We start from the raw sequence: 20,094 nt of genomic DNA, 5'->3' as shown, positions 1-20,094 counted from the left end.
CATGAAATTTTACCTTTTTTTCTGTTTCTTATACTCACATACTTTCCCTACTTTCATACAATAAACTACACGATTGCCTAAGGATGTGAATGTTATGGGAGTTGAATTAACGCTATTACACGCTCTCTATGTTATTTGTTTACTCACTATTATTACCTTTTTTATTCTCCGGAAAGATACTACAATTATTTGTATCGTTTTTATCTTTTTATTAGCATTAACTGCTACAAGTTCTATCCCTCTTGCCGTTAGCGGCATTTTTCAAAGTTTTATTTACGCCATTACTGAGCTATTACCAACTATATTAATCATTTCTATTATTGTATCCATGAGCAATTTACTCGTTCATACCGGTATAAATGATACAATGATTTCACCATTTACAAAGATGATCCGTACCCCTACCCTCGCCTACTGGATTATTGGCCTTTTGATGATGACAATTTCTTTCTTCTTTTGGCCTTCTCCCGCTGTCGCCTTAATGGGAGCTATTTTATTACCGGTTGCTGTACGTGTCGGTCTTCCTCCAATTGGAGTAGCAATTGCTATGAACTTATTCGGTCATGGCATTGCTTTATCCGGCGACTTCGTTATACAAGGCGCACCAAAATTAACCGCAGACGCTGCTGGTCTCCCTGTTTCCAGCGTCGTATCTGCAAGTGTTCCACTCGTTATCGTTATGGGCGTTGTGACAACTTCCGTCGCTTTTTTCTTCTTACGAAAAGAGTTTCATACAGGCTTAGCTATACAAGAATCTATTCTATCAACTGAGTCTTCTAAAACGCTCACTTCATTATCTCCTCGCACAAAGAAATGGCTCGCTATTTGTATCCCTATCGTATATATCATTGATATCCTTTGCATGATTCAATTTCAACTACAAGGAAGCGACGCAACTGCACTTATCGGCGGAACAACTGTTATTATGATTATCATCATTTCTCTCATCGCCTACAAAGGTAATGGACTGAATAAAACGACCGATTATTTCATAGAAGGGCTCCAATTTGGCTTTAAAATTTTCGGACCAGTTATTCCTATTGCTGCACTCTTTTATTTAGGAGATAGTGGCTTTGTGAAAATTATCGGGGACTATTTACCGAAAGGTTCACATGGAATCATTAACGACTTAGGCATCGCTTTATCTCAAACTGTTCCTTTAAATCAATATGTATCGGCAGGGACATTAACCATCGTTGGTGTCATTACCGGCTTAGATGGATCAGGTTTTTCAGGTATATCACTTGCTGGTTCCATTGCCAATCTTTTTGGAACAGCACTTGGCCATGGAACAGCTACATTAACAGCACTCGGGCAAATTGCAGCTATATGGACCGGGGGCGGGACGTTAATTCCTTGGGCACTTATTCCTGCTGCTGCGATTTGTAAAGTCGATCCATTTGAATTTGCACGCCGAAACTTTTTACCGGTTGTTATCGGTTTAATTGTCACCACGATCGTTGCAATGTTTATCCTATAACGTAAGCAAGTGTTCTCTTGCTTACGTTTTTTGCTTGTAAAATTCATCATGAATTATCAGTTTTCAAGAGGGATTCGTTATTACTTAGCGAAATTATATTAGGAGAGTAATTATTTCAAAACGTTTACGAGAAACAGATTACTGCAATTAGAAAAGGGGACATACCTATGAATGAATTGATTTTCGTCTTATTAATTTGTCCATTATTTATCTTTATCGTATCTGTTATTGGAACACGCAAAACGAAAACGTATTACGTAATGCCGATTGTAACGTTTGCTAGTTTTTTAATAATAGGTGTTATCGCCTTTACTCCAAAATTTTTCTTTTGGGTTGGCATGTACAGCATCTTCTCGTTTATCGTTTCTTATATGACTCTATTGTTTGTGAAAGGATATGAGGTTGCTGAAAACGCTAAATAGTTGTTAGCAAGGAGACAGCAATATGATTTTCTTTGATATTGATGGAACTTTACTTGATTATGAGGCTGCTGAAAGAAATGGTATTATAGATTTTTTTCAAATATATAATACTATTTTTTCAGGCAATGAATTAGAGGCAACGAAAGTCTGGCATGAATTATCAGAAGAATATTTCAACAAATTTTTATCCAGGGAATTATCTTTTCAAGAACAACAAGTAATGCGAATGTATCATTTATTTAAAACATATGGAGTAAACCTATCACCCAAAGAATCTCAGCATAGATTCAATCAATATATAGAACTATATAAGAACAACTGGACCGCGTTTGAAGATGTACACTATACATTACAGAACTTGCAGCAAGGCGGTCACTCATTAGGTATCATTAGTAATGGTGACTATGAACAACAAGTCGAAAAATTAACTGCCCTAAACATTTTAAAACATTTCAAATATATATTTACTTCTAGTGAACTTGGTATATCGAAACCAGATCCTGAAATTTTTCACAGAACCGTATTACAATCGAACCTTGAAATGAAAGATTGCTATTATATTGGCGATCGATTAGAGACTGATGCGATTAGTAGTACAGCAGCTGGGATGCAAGGGATATGGTTAAATCGAGATAACTCACAACTTAAGTACGATATTCCTACTATCTGTTCTTTACATGAAGTTTTAACAATAATATAAAAAACGACCGCGTTCCCCCGCGGTCGTTTTTTTCATGTTACGCTGTGATCCAAGCTTCGTTAGCTGGATTTTTACGCCACTCTTGTAATTTTTTCGTTTCAGCTTGTCCGATCATACCTTTTTCTGCTGCAACTTCAGTTAATGCACTGTAATCACTTAAAGAATATGATGCTACGTTAGCTGCTTCTAGCTTTTCTTTTCCTGCTTCTAGCTCGTATGTGAAGATTGATACGATTCCTAATACTTCACAGCCAGCTTCGCGAAGTGCTTCTACACATGTAATTGCACTTCCGCCAGTTGAAATTAAGTCTTCTACTACTACAACTTTTTGACCTTTTTCAGCTTTTCCTTCAATTTGATTCCCTTTACCGTGGCCTTTTGCTTTACTACGTACGTAGCACATTGGTAAATCCATACGATCGCTTACCCATGCAGCGTGCGCAATACCAGCAGTTGCTGTTCCTGCAATAACTTCTACAGTTGGGAAATGCTCTTTAATTAACTCTTCTAATCCAGCTGCAATCGCTTGACGTACTTTTGGATAAGATAAAGTTAAACGGTTATCACAATAAATTGGTGATTTCATACCTGAAGACCATGTGAATGGATCATTCGGTTGTAAAAATACTGCTCCAATTTCTAATAAATGCGATGCGATTTCTTTTTTCATACTGTTACACCTTCCCACTGTTGTTTTACTGTTTTATACGCTTCAAGCGGATTTTCTGCTTTTGTAATGCTACGTCCAACTACGATGTAGCTTGAGCCAAGTTCCCTCGCACGTTTCGGTGTTGCTACGCGCACCTGGTCATTTACATCATCGCTTGCAAGACGAATCCCCGGTGTTACTGTTACAAATTCATTTCCGCATACTTCACGTAATTTTGGAACTTCAAGCGTTGAGCAAACAACGCCATCAAGTCCACTTTCTTTCGTTAGTTTTGCATAATGAGCAACCGCTTCTTCTAACGTCTTCTCAATGCCGATCTCTTTTTTCATCATAGCTTCCGAAGTGCTTGTTAGTTGTGTAACTGCAATGCAAATCGGTCTCTCTTTTCCTTCTTGCTTACCTTCCTCTAATCCCTCAATCGCAGCTTTCATCATGCTGCTTCCCCCAGCAGCATGAACATTTACCATATCAACATCTAGACTAGCTAGGCTACGCATAGCGCTTTTTACTGTATTCGGAATATCATGAAGTTTTAAATCTAGAAAAATCTTATGTCCTTTTTCTTTTAAGTACGTAATAATTGCAGGGCCTTCTTTGTAAAATAACTCCATACCAACTTTGACAAATAACTCTTCCCCTTCAAAGTGGCGCAAGAATTGTTCTACATCTTGTTTCCCTGGAAAATCTAGTGCAACGATTAACGACTGTGACATGTTTGCTTCCAGCTCCTTCCTTGACATTCCGAAATGTGATTAAATCCTAATTCATCTAGTAATGCTGGTAACTCTTCAATAATTGTCGGACATACGAACGGATCGATAAAGTTCGCTGTACCTACTGCAACTGCGCTTGCGCCAGCGTAGAAGAATTCAATTACATCTTCCGCTGTTTCAATACCACCCATTCCAATAATTGGAATGTTAACCGCTTGGCTTACTTCATGTACCATACGAATTGCTACTGGCTTAATCGCAGGACCTGATAATCCGCCTGTACGGTTTGCTAAAATTGGTTTAGCTGTTTTTAAATCTAAACGCATACCAAGCAATGTATTAATCATCGTTAAACCATCTGCACCTGCATTTTCAATCGCTTTTGCAATTTCCACTATGTTTGCCACGTTTGGTGACAACTTCACGTATACAGGTACTTCAGAAACCTCTTTTACTCGCTTCGTTAAATCAGCAGCAATTTCAGGATTTGTACCAAAGGCGATACCACCTGTTTTTACGTTCGGACAAGAAATATTTAATTCTAGTGCATGGACATTAGGCGCTTTAGAAATTTCCTTTGCAACCGCTACATAATCCTCAGCTTGTGAGCCTGCAACGTTCGCAATGATTGGAAGGTCAAATTGTTCTAACCATGGTAATTCAGAATTCATTACTTTTTCTAACCCTGGGTTTTGAAGTCCGATCGCATTTAACATGCCGCCCGGTGTTTCAGCAACACGAGGCGTTGGATTTCCATAGCGTGGTTGTTCTGTCGTCGCTTTAATCATGATTGATCCTAGTACACTTAAATCGTAAAACTGTGCATATTCACGACCAAATCCAAAGCATCCAGATGCCGGTATAATTGGATTTTTTAATGATAATCCTGGTAATTCAACTTGCAATCTGTTCATAGTACAACCTCCCCGATTGGAAATACTGGTCCGTCGCTACACACCTTCTTGTAAGAATGTCCACTTGGATCTTCTTGTAAGTGGCATACACATGCGAAACAAGCTCCAATACCGCAGCCCATACGTTCTTCTAATGAAATATAGGCTTTTTTCTCTTTATAACGTCCTTCTAATGCACGAAGCATCGCTAACGGACCACATGAATAAAGAATATCAAAGTCAATTCCGTAATTATCAATTACATCTGTGACAAATCCTTTTGTACCGTGTGTACCATCTACTGTCGCAACGTACGTATCACCAAGTTCTGCAAATTTTTCTTCATAGAAAACTACATCTTTCGTTTGAAAACCTAAGATGTGAATTACACGTACACCTTTTGCAACGAGGCGCTGTGATAGTTCATAAAGTGGTGGTACACCAATCCCCCCGCCTACTAGTAAAGCTGTTTGACCAGCTTCAGCTTCTTCTACAGGAAAACCGTGTCCTAGTGGTCCTAGTACGTCTACCATTTCACCTTGTTTTCTAGTTGCTAATGTTTTTGTCCCTTGTCCTTCCGCACGATATAGCATTGTAAATTCGTTCTTCTCTTGATCTACATTACAAATACTAATCGGGCGGCGCAGAAGGGGCGCAATGCCCTCTGCTACCTTAATGTGTACAAACTGCCCTGGTTCGTTCATTTGCTGTACTAAAGTTCCTTGAAGCACTAACTCGTAAATGTTTTTTGCGATTTCTTTTTGATTAACGACGATCATATTTTGCTTTTGCATCATGCATGTACCACCTCGTGACGCTTTGTTTGCGTAATTTCTTTCATTGAATGAGCTGAGAATGTCATAGATTCTAATACTCGTAAGATTGCTCTTGTTGTATCAAGTGATGTTAAGCAAGCCACACCATTTTCTACTGATTCACGGCGAATGCGGAAACCATCACGCGCTGGTTGTTTACCTTTTGTTAATGTGTTAATTACAAACTGTGCTTTTCCTTGACGGATAATATCTAGTAAGTTGTAGTCTTCAGAATCAATTTTGTTTACAACTTGTACTGGGATATTTTGCTCTTCTAATGATTGTGCTGTTCCAGCTGTTGCTAATAAGTTATAGCCGATTTCGTGGAAACGTTTTGCAATTTCCATCGCCTCTTCTTTATCTTTATCCGCTACAGTAATGATTACTGATCCGTGCGTTGGGATGTTAATTCCTGAAGCAACTAATCCTTTATATAATGCTTTTTCAAGCGTTAAGTCTTTACCCATTACTTCCCCTGTTGATTTCATTTCAGGTCCTAATGTTGTATCAACTGAACGTAGTTTCGCGAATGAGAATACCGGAGCTTTTACATATACTTCTTTCTCTTCTGGGTGATAGCCCGTTCCGTATCCTTGCTCTACTAGGTCTTGCCCTAAAATAACTTTCGTTGCAACATTCGCCATCGGTACGCCTGTAATTTTACTTAAGAACGGTACTGTACGGCTTGCACGTGGGTTTACTTCAATTACGTACACTTGATCTTTGAATACTACAAACTGGATATTTAGTAATCCAACAATGTTTAATCCTTTTCCAAGTGCAATTGTATGTTCAATGATTTGTTCTTTTAGTTTTTCAGATAAACTTTGTGGCGGATATACTCCAATTGAGTCACCAGAGTGAACTCCAGCGCGTTCAATATGTTCCATAATACCTGGAATGAATACATTCTCACCATCTGAAATTGCATCTACTTCAATTTCTTTACCAACCATGTAACGGTCGATTAATACTGGGTGATCTGCATGAACTTTAACTGCATTTTTCATGTAGTGCAGCAGTTCTTCTTGACGATATACGATTTCCATCGCACGTCCACCTAGTACGTAAGATGGTCTTACTAATACTGGATAACCAATTTCTTCTGCGATTGCTACCGCTTGTTCTACAGTCGTTGCTGTTTTACCAACTGGTTGCGGGATACCAAGTTTTGTTAAAGCAGCTTCAAATTTATCACGATCTTCTGCACGGTCTAAGTCTTCAAGTGATGTTCCTAAGATTTTCACACCGTGAGCCTCTAATTTCGCCGCTAAGTTAATTGCCGTTTGTCCACCGAACTGAACAATAACGCCTTCTGGTTTTTCTAAATCAATGATGTGCATTACATCTTCGATTGTTAATGGTTCAAAGTATAATTTGTCAGAAATACTGAAGTCTGTTGAAACTGTTTCTGGATTGTTATTAACAATGATTGCCTCATATCCAGCTTCTTTAATTGCCCATACAGAGTGAACTGTTGCATAGTCAAACTCAACCCCTTGACCGATACGGATTGGACCAGACCCTAGTACAACAACACTCTTACGATCTGTTATCACCGATTCATTCTCATCACCATATGTGCTGTAGTAGTATGGTGTTGCAGATTCAAACTCTGCCGCACAAGTATCTACCATTTTATAAACAGGAGTTATATTGCTTTCTTTACGCATATCGTAAATTTCACGCTCCGTTTTGTTCCAAGCAGCTGCAATGTAGTGATCACTGAAGCCCATTTCTTTCGCAGCTTGTAGTACTTCCATATTTCCTACATTCGCTTTTACTTCGCGTTCCATATTTACGATGTTTTCAATTTTTTGTAAGAAGAAGAAGTCCATTTCACACCATTCGTTGATTTCTTCTTTCGTTACACCTTGACGAATTGCTTCTGCTACAATAAACAATCGCTCATCGTCTGCTTTAATAATGCGTTTTTTCATTGTTTCTTTATCAAGTTCTTTTAAGTGGTCTAATTCTAAGTGATAAATGCCAAGCTCTAAAGAACGAACCGCTTTTAATAATGATTGCTCTAAGTTACGTCCGATTGACATAACTTCACCAGTTGCCTTCATTTGTGTACCAAGTGTTCTGTTTGCTGATTCAAACTTATCAAATGGCCAGCGTGGAATTTTTGAAACAACATAGTCTAATGCTGGCTCGAAGCAAGCGTAAGTTTTTTGTGTTACTGGGTTTATGATTTCATCTAATGTTAAGCCGACTGCAATTTTCGCTGCTAATTTTGCAATTGGATATCCAGTCGCTTTAGATGCTAGTGCAGATGAACGACTTACACGTGGGTTTACTTCGATTACATAGTATTGGAAGCTATGTGGATCTAGTGCAAGCTGAACGTTACATCCACCTTCAATTCCTAATGCACGAATAATTCGTAATGAAGTGTTTCGTAACATTTGATATTCACGGTCGCTTAATGTTTGGCTTGGTGCTACTACGATAGAATCACCTGTGTGAACCCCAACTGGATCGATGTTTTCCATGTTACATACTACAATCGCGTTATCATTCGAATCACGCATTACTTCATATTCAATTTCCTTACAACCAGCAATGCTCTTTTCTAATAAACATTGTGTTACTGGACTATGTTTTAATCCACCGGATACGATTTCAATTAGTTCTTCTTCATTACTACAAATTCCGCCACCTGTTCCTCCCATTGTAAATGCTGGGCGAACAATAACTGGATAACCAATTTCTTTTACAAATTCATGTGCTTCTTCCAGCGTATGAATGATCGTACTAGATGGAATTGGTTCATTTAAATCCTGCATTAATGTACGGAATAAATCGCGATCCTCCGCTTGCTCGATGGCTGATAATTTCGTTCCTAAAATTTCAACTCCGCATTCTTCAAGTATGCCTGATTTCGCAAGTTCAACAGCCATATTTAACCCTGTTTGACCACCTAATGTTGGTAAGATTGCATCTGGACGTTCTTTACGAATAATACGGCTTACGAATTCTAATGTTAATGGTTCGATATATACTTTATCTGCTGTTGCAGTATCTGTCATAATTGTTGCTGGGTTAGAGTTAACAAGGATTACTTTGTAACCTTCTTCTCTTAGAGATTGACAAGCTTGTGTACCAGAGTAGTCAAACTCCGCTGCTTGCCCAATTACAATTGGTCCTGATCCGATTACTAAAATTGTGTTAATGTCTAGGCGTTTTGGCATAACTCTTCCCCTTCTTTCTTGAAGTTTTCAATCATTGCTAAGAAATCTTCGAATAAATCATTTGCATCTTCAGGTCCTGCTGAAGCTTCTGGATGGTATTGTACTGTAAATGCTGGGAACTTCTTATGACGAAGACCTTCTACTGTTCCATCATTTAAAGCAACATGTGTAATTTCAAGCTCTGTATTTTCAACTGATTCTTCTTCTACTGCGTAACCATGGTTTTGAGATGTAATTGCTACTTTTCCAGTTGCAAGATTTTTTACTGGGTGGTTTAAACCACGGTGACCGAATTTCAACTTACTTGTATTTGCACCAGATGCTAGAGCGAACAATTGATGTCCTAGGCAAATTCCGAATAAAGGAACTTTACCGATAATGTCTTTTAACATTTCAATTGCTTCTGGTACATCTTTTGGATCCCCAGGTCCGTTACTTAACATAATTCCATCTGGGCTAAGGCGTAAAATTTCTTCTGCTGTTGTGTTGTAAGGAACTACAATTACATCACAGTCACGCTTATTTAATTCTCGTAAAATACCATGTTTCATTCCAAAGTCTACAAGTACAACTCGGTGTCCGCGTCCTGGACTTGGGTATGGATCTTTCGTTGATACGCGTTTCACGTGATCTGTAAATACTGTCGCTTTTAATTGGCTCACGATGTATTCTACATCTGCATCCATGTTACAAAGGCGTCCGCGTAATGTACCGTATTGACGAATTTTTCTCGTTAATTTTCTCGTATCAATTCCTGCTAATCCCGGGATGTTTCTTTCTTTTAAGTAATCATTTAACGAAATTTCATTACGGAAGTTTGATGGATGATCACAAATTTCGTTTACGATTAAACCATTTACAGATGGGTGAATCGATTCGAAATCGTCACGGTTAATGCCGTAGTTTCCGATTAATGGGTACGTGAATGTTACGATTTGACCGCAATATGATGGATCAGATAATGTTTCTTGATATCCAGTCATTCCTGTTGTAAATACAACCTCACCTGACTTTTCGATTTCTCCTCCGAAACCTTTTCCAATTAATACTGTTCCATCTTCTAAGATAAGTTGTCTTTTCATACTAATGCACTCTCCTTTTGCCATGCGATCTTACCACCAACGATTGTCATTACCGGCCATCCTTGGCATTTCCAACCTGCGAATGGTGTATTTTTTCCTTTTGATAAGAATGTTGTTGGATCAATCTCTTCTTCTTGTTCTAAATCAATGATTGTAATATCAGCTGTTCTACCTTCTTTCAGGCGACCTGCTTCTAAGCCGAATGTATCAGCTGGCTTTTCTGTTAAATATTGAATTAATTGTTCTAGCGTAATAACTCCTTTTTTCACAAGGTTTGTGTATAGAAGCGGGAATGCTGTTTCAAAACCAGTAATTCCGAATGGTGCTCTTTCAATTCCTTGTGCTTTCTCTTCCGCTGTATGCGGTGCATGGTCAGTTGCGATCATATCGATCGTTCCATCTAATAAACCTTCAATTAATGCTGCATGGTCTTCTTTTCCACGAAGCGGTGGGTTCATTTTAAAATTAGGATCAGCTGATGGAATATCATCTTCACATAACACTAGGTGATGTGGTGTTACTTCTGCTGTTACTTTAATTCCAGCGCGTTTCGCATCACGGATTACACGTACTGAACCTTTCGTACTTACGTGACATACGTGATAGTGACAATCTGCTGCTTCCGCAAGCAATATATCCCTTGCAATATGTACAGATTCACATACTGATGGGATACCGTTTAATCCGTGTTTCTCAGAAAACTTCCCTTCATGTACACAACCTTTATTAATAAGCGTATTCTCTTCACAGTGCGCAACTACTGCCATATCTAATTTTGCTGCACGTTTCATAGCCGCTAACATCATGCTCGCATCTTGTACGCCTACGCCGTCATCTGTGAAAGCAAATGCTCCAAGTTCTTTTAATGTTTCGAAATCTGTCATTTCAGAACCAGCTTGACGTACTGTAATTGCTCCGTATGGTAGTACGTTGACATGTGCTTTTTCTCTAATACGATTTTGCAAGTCTTCCATATGTTCTCTGCAATCTGGTACTGGACGTGTATTTGGCATTGCACAAATTGTAGTGAATCCACCTTTTGCCGCTGCTAGTGTACCTGTTTCAATTGTTTCTTTATGTTCACCACCTGGTTCACGAAGATGTACGTGTACATCTACTAATCCAGGTGCGATTAACTTTCCGTTCACATCGATTACTTCAGCATTATCTGCCGTAATATTTTCTGCTACCTTAGCGATTTTACCGTCTTGTACGAGAAGATCTGTTGCTACAATTTTTCCTTCTTCATTCATATAACGACCATTTTTAAACAAGTAATTCATGTTTCATTCCTCCTAATACATTTGGTAAGGCGCGTTTTAGTACAGCCATTCTTACGTAAACTCCATTTTCCATTTGTTTAAATATGCGTGAACGCTCACACTCAACAAGTTCACTTGCAATTTCAACATCACGGTTTACAGGAGCTGGATGCATAATAATGCTTCCTTCTTTCATACGCTTTTCTCTTTCTACTGTTAATCCGTGTTTCTCATGATATTCTTTCATAATGTCTGTTTCATAATGATCATGACGCTCATGTTGTACACGGAGTAACATCATTACATCCACTTCTGGAACAAGTTCATCTAATGGTTTGTATGTTCCAAATGTGTTGTCTTCACCTTTCCACTCTTCTGGACTTGCAAAGTAAATTGTTGCACCAAGCTTCGTTAATGCTTCTGCATTAGAACGTGCTACTCGGCTATGACGAACATCTCCTACTATTGCAATCTTCAAACCTTCAAATCTTCCAAACTCTTGTTTAATTGTAAGAAGGTCGAGTAGGCACTGCGTTGGGTGGTTTCCACATCCATCTCCAGCGTTTAAGATCGGGATATTCACCTGATCTTTTAGTTCATCGAAGTAGCGATCTTGCTCATGGCGGATGACCACTGCTTTTGTTCCGATTGATTCTAGTGTTCTTATCGTATCGTATAAAGTTTCTCCTTTTTGTACGCTAGATGCATCAGCTGAAAAGTTTAAAACATCTAGTCCTAATCTCTTCTCAGCAACTTCAAAGCTAAATCTCGTTCTCGTACTATTCTCAAAGAACAAGTTTGCAACAAAAGTTTGCTCTGTCGTTTTGCTCTCTTTTCCATTCGCAAAATCTTCTGCGTCTTTTAGGATTTCTGAAATTTCTACTTCCGATAATTCACTCATCGTTAACAAATGGCTCATCGTCATCCCTCATCTTTCTGATTTTTATGTTACCACTTTTGTATTTTTATAACAACCTTTGCATAAAAATACCCTAGTCATGTAAGACTAGGGTGCAAGGAAGAAGCCACCCTTTTCCGTCTCACAGGACTGAATTAAAAGGTTATTTTTATGAAGCAATCTGCTTAGATTGTTTTGTATGTTTTTCTTGTTTTGATTCTGGTAGTAGTAGATTTAACAGTACACCTACAATTGCTGCAAGCGCCATTCCTTCGACTTGGAATGAATCCCCTACGTGAAGTACCGCTCCACCAATACCGATTACTAGTATTACTGATGCAATCATTAAGTTTCGTTTGTCACTTAAATCTGTTTTATCATCTACCATCATGCGTAATCCGCTTGATGCGATTACACCGAATAGTAAGATTGATACCCCGCCCATAACTGGTGTTGGGATCGAATGAATCAGTGCAGAAATCTTACCGATAAATCCGAACATGATTGCGAATACTGCTGAACCGATGAATAAGTATACACTGTATGCTCTCGTAATTGCTAGCACACCGATGTTTTCACCATACGTTGTATTCGGTGGCCCACCGATTAGTGATGCAATTAATGTTGCTACTCCGTCACCGAAGATCGAACGGTGTAAACCTGGTTTTTCAATTAAATCTCTTTTAATAACATTTCCAAGTACAATTTGATGTCCGATATGTTCTGATATTGTTACTAGTGCAACTGGTACCATCAAGAGTACAATCTTCCATGAAAACTCTGGTGTGTATGTTACAAATGGTACTGTGAAATCTGGTACAACAAACCATTTTGCCTCAGCTACCGGCTTTAAGTCTACTAGCCCTTGGAAGTAAGCGAAGATATATCCGCCGATAATGCCGAGTAACACTGGTATGATACTGAAAAATCCTCTTCCGAATATCGAGCAAATGATTGTAATTGCTAATGTTACTAATGCTACTGAAAAATGTGTAAAGCTGTATTTGCCATCCGCACCGTTCATCGCCATGTTAACTGCTGTATGTGCTAAAGCTAGACCGATTACCATTACTACTGGACCAACTACGATTGGTGGTAGTAGTTTCATAATCCACTCTGATCCTGATTTCTTAATTCCGAGTGAGATTAAGATGTACACAAGCCCTGCTAACAAACCACCAAGCATTGCTGCTCCCGGCCCACCTGCCGTTTTCGCTGTTATAATCGGTGCGATAAAGGCGAATGATGATCCTAAATATGCTGGTACTTGACCTTTCGTTATAAGAAGAAACGCTAGCGTTCCTAATCCACTTGATATTAATGCTACTGATGGATTCAATCCTGTTAAAAACGGAACAAGCACTGTTGATCCAAACATCGCGAACAAATGTTGTATACTTAAAAATAACCATTTTCCCGGTTTCGGTACTTCATTAACGTCTAACACTGGCTTTTGTTCCATTGTTACATCCTCCTTCAGTTTAAATCTTTGCAATAAAAAAACTCTTTGTGCCTGTGCACAAAGAGTCCTATACTTTCGTATGCCAAATTTGACATATGAAAGCCAAGACCCTTTGGCAGCCTCACAGGACTACATTTAAAAGGGCTTTACTTATCGTATATGCTTACTCGATCTTGTTGATCTGTCTCTTGCAAATCAACTTCGATACGCTCTTCACTTGATGTTGGAATGTTCTTTCCTACATAATCAGCGCGAATTGGTAATTCACGATGACCTCTATCAACAAGAACCGCCAATTGAATTTGAGATGGTCTACCTAAATCCATAAGAGCATCCATTGCTGCTCGAACTGTTCTTCCTGTATATAATACGTCATCAACGAGGATAACTTTTTTCTTCGTAATATCTACAGGGATATCAGAACCTTTTACAAGTGGTTCTTTATTTTTGGATTGTAGTGTTAAATCATCACGATATAACGTAATGTCTAACTCTCCAACTTCCATTTCTTTTCCTTCAATTTGACCAATTCGTTCTGCCAAACGTTGTGCAATAAAAATTCCACGAGTTTTAATTCCGACAAGAACACAATTATCGACACCTTTATTTCGTTCCACGATTTCATGACTAATTCGTGTTAAAGCGCGGCGAATCATTTGGTCATCTAAAACGACAGCTTTCTCTTGCATGCTCTACACCTCCAAGCTTTTTTTCTTGCGTGAGAGTAATGGTATAAAAAAAGTCCTCTCAGCGTGTGCGAGAGGACTTTTGAAAAAAGGGTACAACATACCCTAAGTATTTCAAACCGTTACCTTCTCAACCTCACGGGGCTGTGTTAAAGGATCATTATTTAACTGTTGTCAGTATCTCAGTTTTCTTATGATTTGTCAATACTATTTTCGTAAAATATTTAATGCGTCTTCAAACACTTCTGGAATCGGTGCCTCAAACTGAATATATTCACCAGTACGAGGGTGATCAAATCCTAAAATACCCGCATGAAGTGCTTGTCCATTCATATCTAATGTTTTCTTCGGACCATACTTCGGATCTCCTGCAAGTGGATAGCCAATATATTTCATATGAACACGAATTTGGTGCGTACGTCCCGTTTCTAAGCGACATTCTACAAGTGTAAAGTCTTTAAAACGTTCTAACACTTGGAAGTGCGTAACAGCGTTCTTACCATTTTCATCAACTGTCATACTTTGACGCTCTTTCTTATCACGACCAATTGGTGCATCGATAGTTCCCTTATCATGCGGAATCACACCGTGTACAATCGCTTTGTAACGTCTCGTTACTGTTTTGGCTACAAGCTGATTTACAAGCGATTCATGTGCCATATCATTTTTAGCAACCATTAATAGTCCAGATGTATCTTTATCAATACGATGCACGATACCTGGACGCATTACACCGTTAATGCCTGATAAGTCTGTACAATGGTGCATAAGGCCGTTTACAAGTGTACCACTTGTATGCCCTGGTGCTGGATGTACAACCATGCCACGTGGCTTATTTACAACAAGCACATCTGCATCTTCATAATAAATTTCTAAATTTAAATCCTCTGGTTGAATATCTAGCGCTTCTGGCTCAGGAATCGTTACTGTAATTTCATCTTCTTCTTTTACTTTATAATTCACTTTTACTGCTTTCCCGTTCACTGTCACAACATCATCTTTAATCCATTGCTGTACTTGTGAACGTGACCATTCGTTATTTATCCCTGTAACGAATTTATCAATTCGCTCGTTTTTTTGCTCTGCTGCAACTGTTACTTGTACTACTTCACTCATTCAATTACTCCTTCGCTTTCTTGCCTTCTAATAATGTTTGAATAATAATTAATACAACACCAATACATAATGCTGAATCAGCTATATTGAATACTGGATAGTTGTACGAGAAAATATACACGTGAATGAAATCCACTACTTCTTGTCTAAATACACGATCAATAAAGTTACCAATTGCCCCGCCCAAAATTAGACCTAACGAAATACCTAGAAGCTTGTCTGTTTTCGCATACTTTTTCATATAAAATACGATAAACACTACAAAAACAACTGTAATAATGTAGAAGAACCACATTTTATTTTCTAAAATACCCCAAGCAGCGCCTCTATTTCGATGTGATGTTATGTATAATACATTGTCGATAATCGGAATACTCGTACCCAATTCCATGTTCTTTACAATTAACCACTTCGATATTTGATCGATAGCAATGACAAATAACGCTATTACATAATATATCATTTTCATTTCCCCCACAAAGACAGTGTACCTCAAAATTTTAGCATAGCTGCTACCTTTTCACAATGAACCTTTATAGAAGAATAAAATAAATTAAAAAAAGGTAATATAATATCGTTGTGCGTATTCATACATTTACCTTTTCATAGAAGAATTCATGAATCGTACGAGCAGTCGGCATTGTCTTCATTTGCTTTGTCGAAATTAATCTCCCCGTCTCTTCACAAATACCGTACATGTCTATTTCCATTTTAAATAATGCGCGTTCTACATCCTTTAAATCCTCTTTTATATCATGTAATAGCAATTTTTTCTTTATCTCTTCCTTAATTTCATATCCAAGCTCTTGGCTGAACTCGACATCATATTTGTGCATTACTTCTTTAGCTAGTCTCTCTTGCAACTCTTTTCTCATCAATTGCAATTCTTCTTTTATTTCCATGTAAATTTCATTCACGTGTACATTCCTCCTAGCTGTAATGTACAGTTAGTGTGTCCGAAATTTATTTGCTTACCTCACACACATTTTTCCTTCACAGGAAAGAGTCTGAAAAGTTTTTTTGATATGCCATCAACAAAAAAACTGACTGCATGAATAGCAGTCAGTTTTTTATTATTTTACATAGTTTTCTTTAACAACTGTTGCACAACGCTCACATAATGTTTCATGTTCAGCATCTTTACCAATTGTTTCTGAAACTACCCAACAACGTTCACATGTTTCACCAGTTGCTTGAGCAACAACAACCGCTGTATGTTCATACTTCGGTGCCTCTGCTGGCGCTTCATCCATCATACCACCAAGTTTATACTCAGAAACGATGAATAATTGCTTTAAGTCTTCGCTAATAGACTCTAACATAGCTTTCATTTCTGCAGTTGGATATAGCGTAATGCTTGCATTTAATGACTTACCGATTACTTTTTCATTACGAGCTACTTCTAGTGCTTTTAACACGTCATCACGTAATGTCATAAATGCATCCCATTTTGTTTTTAACGCTTCCGCGTCATCTAATTGTACAGCTTCTGGCATATCAGTTAATTGTACACTTTCTTCTGTTACGCCTGGAATGTATGGCCATACTTCATCAGCTGTATGCGGTAAGATTGGTGTTACAAGTTTTGTTAACGCAACAAGAACATCATATAATACAGTTTGAATTGCACGACGATCTTCGTGATTTGCACCTTCAATGTATAAAATGTCTTTTGCAAAGTCTAAGTAGAATGAACTTAAATCAATTGTACAGAAGTTATGAATTGCATGATACACAGCAGCGAAGTCGTATGTCTCATATGCTTCTTTAACTTTTGTAATTAAGTCATTTAATTTCACTAACATGTAACGATCTACTTCACGAAGTTCAGCTACAGCTACTGCATTTTCACTTGGCTTAAAGTCGTCTAAGTTTCCTAATAAGAAACGGAATGTGTTACGGATTTTACGATACACTTCTGCTACTTGTTTTAAAATATCATCTGAAATACGTACGTCAGATTGATAGTCAACAGAAGATACCCATAAGCGTAAAATGTCTCCGCCTAATTGATCCATAATTTTCTTCGGTACGACGATGTTTCCAATCGACTTACTCATTTTACGTCCTTCACCATCTAATACGAAACCGTGACTTAATACGCCTTTATATGGAGCTTTACCTGTTACAGCAACTGCTGTTGATAATGAAGAGTTAAACCAACCACGATACTGGTCAGATCCTTCTAAATATAAATCAGCTGGACGCTGTAAATCTTCGCGCTCTTCTAATACCGCTTGGTGAGAAGAACCTGAATCGAACCATACATCCATGATGTCTGTTTCTTTACGGAATTCGCCATTTGGGCTACCCGGATGTGTAAATCCTTCTGGTAATAGATCTTTCGCTTCACGCTCGAACCATACGTTAGAACCGTGTTCACGGAATAAATCTGCTACATGGTTAATTGTTTCATCCGTAATAATTGGATCACCATTCTCAGCATAGAATACCGGAATTGGCACACCCCATGCACGCTGACGAGAAATACACCAGTCACCACGGTCACGAACCATATTATGAAGACGAGTTTCTCCCCATGCTGGTACCCATTTCGTTTCCGCTACAGCTTCTATTAATTCTTTACGGAATGCTTCAATAGATGCAAACCACTGTGCTGTCGCACGGAAAATAATTGGTTTTTTCGTTCTCCAATCATGTGGGTATGAATGTGTAATGAATGTTAGTTTCAGTAACGCGCCTACTTCTTCTAATTTTTCTGTAATTGGCTTGTTAGCTTTATCATAGAATAAGCCTTCAAATCCAGGTGCTTCATTTGTTAATACACCTTTATCATCGACTGGGCAAAGTACTTCTAATCCATACTTTTTACCAACAACGAAGTCATCTTCCCCGTGTCCTGGTGCTGTATGAACACAACCTGTACCTGCATCTGTTGTTACGTGATCTCCTAGCATAACTAATGAATCACGATCGTAGAATGGATGTTTTGCAACTGTGTACTCAAGTTCGCTACCTTTTACTGTTTTCACAACTTCAGCATTTTCCCACTCTAACGTTTTTGCAACTGTCTCAAACAGCTCAGAAGCAATGATATATTTCTCATCATTTACTTTTACAATACTATATTCAAGCTCTGGGTGAACAGAAATACCTAAGTTTGCAGGTAATGTCCAAGGTGTTGTTGTCCAAATGATGTACTTTTCATCACCTTCTAATACATTCTTTCCATCTTTTACAGGGAATGCTACGTAAATAGATGCTGATTTTTTATCTTGATATTCAATTTCAGCTTCTGCTAAAGCAGATTCACTCGTTGGAGACCAGTAAACTGGTTTTTGACCTTTATAGATATAACCTTTTTTCGCCATGTCACCAAACACTTTAATTTGTTGTGCTTCATAAGCTGGCTCTAAAGTAATATATGGATTATCCCAATCTGCACGTACACCTAAACGCTTAAATTGTTCACGTTGACGTTCTACTTGTTCATATGCATACTCTGCACATAACTTACGGAACTCAGCAACTGTCATTTCTTTACGTTTTACGCCTTTATTTGTTAAAGCTTGTTCAATTGGTAAACCGTGCGTATCCCATCCTGGAACATATGGCGCACTAAAACCAGTCATTGATTTATAACGAACAATAAAGTCTTTTAATACTTTATTTAATGCATGTCCCATATGAATGTCACCATTCGCATATGGAGGTCCATCATGCAATACAAATAAAGGACGACCTTTTGTATGTTCTTGTACTTTTTCGTAAATATTCATTTCAGCCCATTTTTCTTGCATTGCAGGCTCACGTTTTGGTAAGTTCCCACGCATTGGGAACTCTGTTTTCGGCATCAGTAATGTATTTTTGTACTCCATGCTCAATTCCTCCTTACATGTATAAAAGAAATACTTAAAAAACGGAATAAAAAAGAGACTTTCTCATCCCAAAAAGGGACGAGAAAGTCTCCCGCGGTACCACCCTAGTAGATCATATACATATGTATAGAATCCTCTTTATATTCTTAACGCGAATACACGCCTACGCTTACTCTATTTGTTCAGCGCGGAACTCCAGGGTGATATTCCCACTATCTCCTTATCCTGAGCTTACACCATCCTCAGTTCGCTATATAAGGTTTGAAAAGGTACTTATCCCTATCTTCGTTTTTCTTAATAAATATGTTGTTTAAAATTATATGTAATAATGAGAAAAACGTCAAGCTTACACTGTTTCTTCTTTTTTCAACAGTTCATCTACTTCGTCTTCTAACTCAATTAGTTTATCCCAATCATCGTTGTTTAACATTTCAAGCTGTGTTTCTAATAACATACGGAAACGAGTTCGGAATACTTTCGCTTGTTTCTTTAGCTCTTCAATATCAAAAGCAACTTTTCTTGATTTTACTAATGCTTCGTTAATAATACGATCAGCATTCTTTTCAGCTTCACGCACAATTAATTTCGCTTCTTTTTGCGCATTACGTTTTACTTCTTCCGCTGCTTCTTGCGCAACAACGATAGATTTGTTTAACGTATCTTCAATATTAGAGAAATGATCTAACTTCCCTTCTAACTGCGCAACTTTTTCTTCTAAAGCTTTTTTCTCACGAATGACCAATTCATAATCTTTGATAATTTGATCAAGAAACTCATTTACTTGATCTTCATCATAGCCACGGAATCCGCGACCAAATTCTTTGTTATGAATATCTAATGGTGTTAACGGCACAACGCC

The 20,094-nt window shown here is 38.1% G+C and carries 18 protein-coding genes and 1 other annotated feature; of the genes, 3 read left to right on the top strand and 15 right to left on the bottom strand.

What is annotated here, in order from left to right:
* Nucleotides 1–94 precede the first annotated feature (94 nt).
* From H6481_RS02790 to H6481_RS02780, 3 genes are all read left to right on the top strand, one after another.
* On the top strand, nt 95–1,480 hold the full coding sequence (locus H6481_RS02790; RefSeq protein ID WP_182811002.1) for a hypothetical protein: 1,386 nt from the start codon (nt 95–97) through the stop codon (nt 1,478–1,480).
* A 167-nt stretch (nt 1,481–1,647) separates the two neighbouring features.
* A complete protein-coding gene (locus H6481_RS02785) occupies nt 1,648–1,902 on the top strand; it encodes a YbeF family protein (protein WP_001003915.1) in 255 nt (84 codons plus the stop codon).
* A 22-nt stretch (nt 1,903–1,924) separates the two neighbouring features.
* Entirely contained in the window at nt 1,925–2,602 is a 678-nt protein-coding gene (locus H6481_RS02780) for an HAD family hydrolase (RefSeq protein ID WP_053563752.1), read from the top strand.
* Nucleotides 2,603–2,639: 37 nt separating this feature from the next.
* Here H6481_RS02780 and pyrE read toward each other — a convergent pair whose 3' ends face one another.
* From pyrE to divIVA, 15 genes are all read right to left on the bottom strand, one after another.
* Entirely contained in the window at nt 2,640–3,272 is a 633-nt protein-coding gene (gene pyrE, locus H6481_RS02775) for an orotate phosphoribosyltransferase (protein ID WP_000711449.1), read from the bottom strand.
* Nucleotides 3,269–3,985, bottom strand: coding sequence for an orotidine-5'-phosphate decarboxylase (gene pyrF / locus H6481_RS02770; RefSeq protein WP_000083496.1), 717 nt, complete (start codon nt 3,983–3,985; stop codon nt 3,269–3,271). The genes pyrE and pyrF overlap by 4 nt, the downstream gene beginning before the upstream one ends.
* Nucleotides 3,970–4,899, bottom strand: a complete 930-nt coding sequence (gene pyrD / locus H6481_RS02765; protein WP_061659886.1) for a dihydroorotate oxidase B catalytic subunit — start codon at nt 4,897–4,899, stop codon at nt 3,970–3,972. Before pyrD ends, pyrF begins: the two co-directional genes overlap by 16 nt.
* Nucleotides 4,896–5,675, bottom strand: coding sequence for a dihydroorotate oxidase B electron transfer subunit (gene pyrK, locus H6481_RS02760; protein WP_000983359.1), 780 nt, complete (start codon nt 5,673–5,675; stop codon nt 4,896–4,898). The genes pyrD and pyrK overlap by 4 nt, the downstream gene beginning before the upstream one ends.
* Entirely contained in the window at nt 5,672–8,890 is a 3,219-nt protein-coding gene (carB, locus tag H6481_RS02755) for a carbamoyl-phosphate synthase large subunit (protein WP_001126128.1), read from the bottom strand. The genes pyrK and carB overlap by 4 nt, the downstream gene beginning before the upstream one ends.
* A complete protein-coding gene (locus H6481_RS02750; RefSeq protein WP_000828670.1) occupies nt 8,875–9,972 on the bottom strand; it encodes a carbamoyl phosphate synthase small subunit in 1,098 nt (365 codons plus the stop codon). The genes carB and H6481_RS02750 overlap by 16 nt, the downstream gene beginning before the upstream one ends.
* Nucleotides 9,969–11,255, bottom strand: a complete 1,287-nt coding sequence (gene pyrC, locus H6481_RS02745) for a dihydroorotase (protein WP_065485049.1) — start codon at nt 11,253–11,255, stop codon at nt 9,969–9,971. The genes H6481_RS02750 and pyrC overlap by 4 nt, the downstream gene beginning before the upstream one ends.
* Complete coding sequence (gene pyrB, locus H6481_RS02740) at nt 11,239–12,153, bottom strand: aspartate carbamoyltransferase (protein WP_000018860.1); 915 nt, start codon at nt 12,151–12,153, stop codon at nt 11,239–11,241. Before pyrB ends, pyrC begins: the two co-directional genes overlap by 17 nt.
* A 148-nt stretch (nt 12,154–12,301) precedes the next feature.
* The gene (uraA, locus tag H6481_RS02735) at nt 12,302–13,594 is read right to left on the bottom strand and encodes a uracil permease (protein ID WP_000435927.1); all 1,293 of its coding nucleotides are present in this window, start codon (nt 13,592–13,594) and stop codon (nt 12,302–12,304) included.
* A 146-nt stretch (nt 13,595–13,740) separates the two neighbouring features.
* The gene (gene pyrR / locus H6481_RS02730; protein WP_001156491.1) at nt 13,741–14,283 is read right to left on the bottom strand and encodes a bifunctional pyrimidine operon transcriptional regulator/uracil phosphoribosyltransferase; all 543 of its coding nucleotides are present in this window, start codon (nt 14,281–14,283) and stop codon (nt 13,741–13,743) included.
* Between the two features lie 204 nt (nt 14,284–14,487).
* Nucleotides 14,488–15,396, bottom strand: a complete 909-nt coding sequence (locus tag H6481_RS02725) for an RluA family pseudouridine synthase (protein WP_000005832.1) — start codon at nt 15,394–15,396, stop codon at nt 14,488–14,490.
* A 4-nt stretch (nt 15,397–15,400) separates the two neighbouring features.
* On the bottom strand, nt 15,401–15,859 hold the full coding sequence (gene lspA / locus H6481_RS02720) for a lipoprotein signal peptidase LspA (RefSeq protein ID WP_000642180.1): 459 nt from the start codon (nt 15,857–15,859) through the stop codon (nt 15,401–15,403).
* A gap of 124 nt (nt 15,860–15,983) precedes the next feature.
* Nucleotides 15,984–16,313 carry a molecular chaperone DnaK gene (locus tag H6481_RS02715; RefSeq protein WP_001002956.1) on the bottom strand — a complete coding sequence of 110 codons (330 nt, stop codon included), beginning with the start codon at nt 16,311–16,313 and terminating at the stop codon, nt 15,984–15,986.
* Between the two features lie 156 nt (nt 16,314–16,469).
* Nucleotides 16,470–19,235 carry an isoleucine--tRNA ligase gene (gene ileS2, locus H6481_RS02710; RefSeq protein WP_120459865.1) on the bottom strand — a complete coding sequence of 922 codons (2,766 nt, stop codon included), beginning with the start codon at nt 19,233–19,235 and terminating at the stop codon, nt 16,470–16,472.
* A gap of 71 nt (nt 19,236–19,306) precedes the next feature.
* Nucleotides 19,307–19,530: a binding site (T-box leader), on the bottom strand.
* Nucleotides 19,531–19,581: 51 nt separating this feature from the next.
* Nucleotides 19,582–20,088, bottom strand: coding sequence for a septum site-determining protein DivIVA (gene divIVA, locus H6481_RS02705; protein WP_001131611.1), 507 nt, complete (start codon nt 20,086–20,088; stop codon nt 19,582–19,584).
* Nucleotides 20,089–20,094 lie beyond the last annotated feature (6 nt).

Origin of the sequence: Bacillus sp. ME78, from assembly GCF_903970865.1 — a bacterium.
Lineage (GTDB): Bacteria > Bacillota > Bacilli > Bacillales > Bacillaceae_G > Bacillus_A > Bacillus_A cereus.
This window is presented reverse-complemented; position numbering and strand designations above follow the sequence as displayed.

Excerpts from the sequence above, each read along its gene's own strand:
- H6481_RS02790 (WP_182811002.1), top strand. The coding sequence starts at position 95 with ATGGGAGTTGAATTAACGCTATTACACGCTCTCTATGTTATTTGTTTA.
- H6481_RS02785 (WP_001003915.1), top strand. The coding sequence starts at position 1,648 with ATGAATGAATTGATTTTCGTCTTATTAATTTGTCCATTATTTATCTTT.
- H6481_RS02780 (WP_053563752.1), top strand. The coding sequence starts at position 1,925 with ATGATTTTCTTTGATATTGATGGAACTTTACTTGATTATGAGGCTGCT.
- pyrE (WP_000711449.1), bottom strand. The coding sequence starts at position 3,272 with ATGAAAAAAGAAATCGCATCGCATTTATTAGAAATTGGAGCAGTATTT.
- pyrF (WP_000083496.1), bottom strand. The coding sequence starts at position 3,985 with ATGTCACAGTCGTTAATCGTTGCACTAGATTTTCCAGGGAAACAAGAT.
- pyrD (WP_061659886.1), bottom strand. The coding sequence starts at position 4,899 with ATGAACAGATTGCAAGTTGAATTACCAGGATTATCATTAAAAAATCCA.
- pyrK (WP_000983359.1), bottom strand. The coding sequence starts at position 5,675 with ATGATGCAAAAGCAAAATATGATCGTCGTTAATCAAAAAGAAATCGCA.
- carB (WP_001126128.1), bottom strand. The coding sequence starts at position 8,890 with ATGCCAAAACGCCTAGACATTAACACAATTTTAGTAATCGGATCAGGA.
- H6481_RS02750 (WP_000828670.1), bottom strand. The coding sequence starts at position 9,972 with ATGAAAAGACAACTTATCTTAGAAGATGGAACAGTATTAATTGGAAAA.
- pyrC (WP_065485049.1), bottom strand. The coding sequence starts at position 11,255 with ATGAATTACTTGTTTAAAAATGGTCGTTATATGAATGAAGAAGGAAAA.
- pyrB (WP_000018860.1), bottom strand. The coding sequence starts at position 12,153 with ATGAGCCATTTGTTAACGATGAGTGAATTATCGGAAGTAGAAATTTCA.
- uraA (WP_000435927.1), bottom strand. The coding sequence starts at position 13,594 with ATGGAACAAAAGCCAGTGTTAGACGTTAATGAAGTACCGAAACCGGGA.
- pyrR (WP_001156491.1), bottom strand. The coding sequence starts at position 14,283 with ATGCAAGAGAAAGCTGTCGTTTTAGATGACCAAATGATTCGCCGCGCT.
- H6481_RS02725 (WP_000005832.1), bottom strand. The coding sequence starts at position 15,396 with ATGAGTGAAGTAGTACAAGTAACAGTTGCAGCAGAGCAAAAAAACGAG.
- lspA (WP_000642180.1), bottom strand. The coding sequence starts at position 15,859 with ATGATATATTATGTAATAGCGTTATTTGTCATTGCTATCGATCAAATA.
- ileS2 (WP_120459865.1), bottom strand. The coding sequence starts at position 19,235 with ATGGAGTACAAAAATACATTACTGATGCCGAAAACAGAGTTCCCAATG.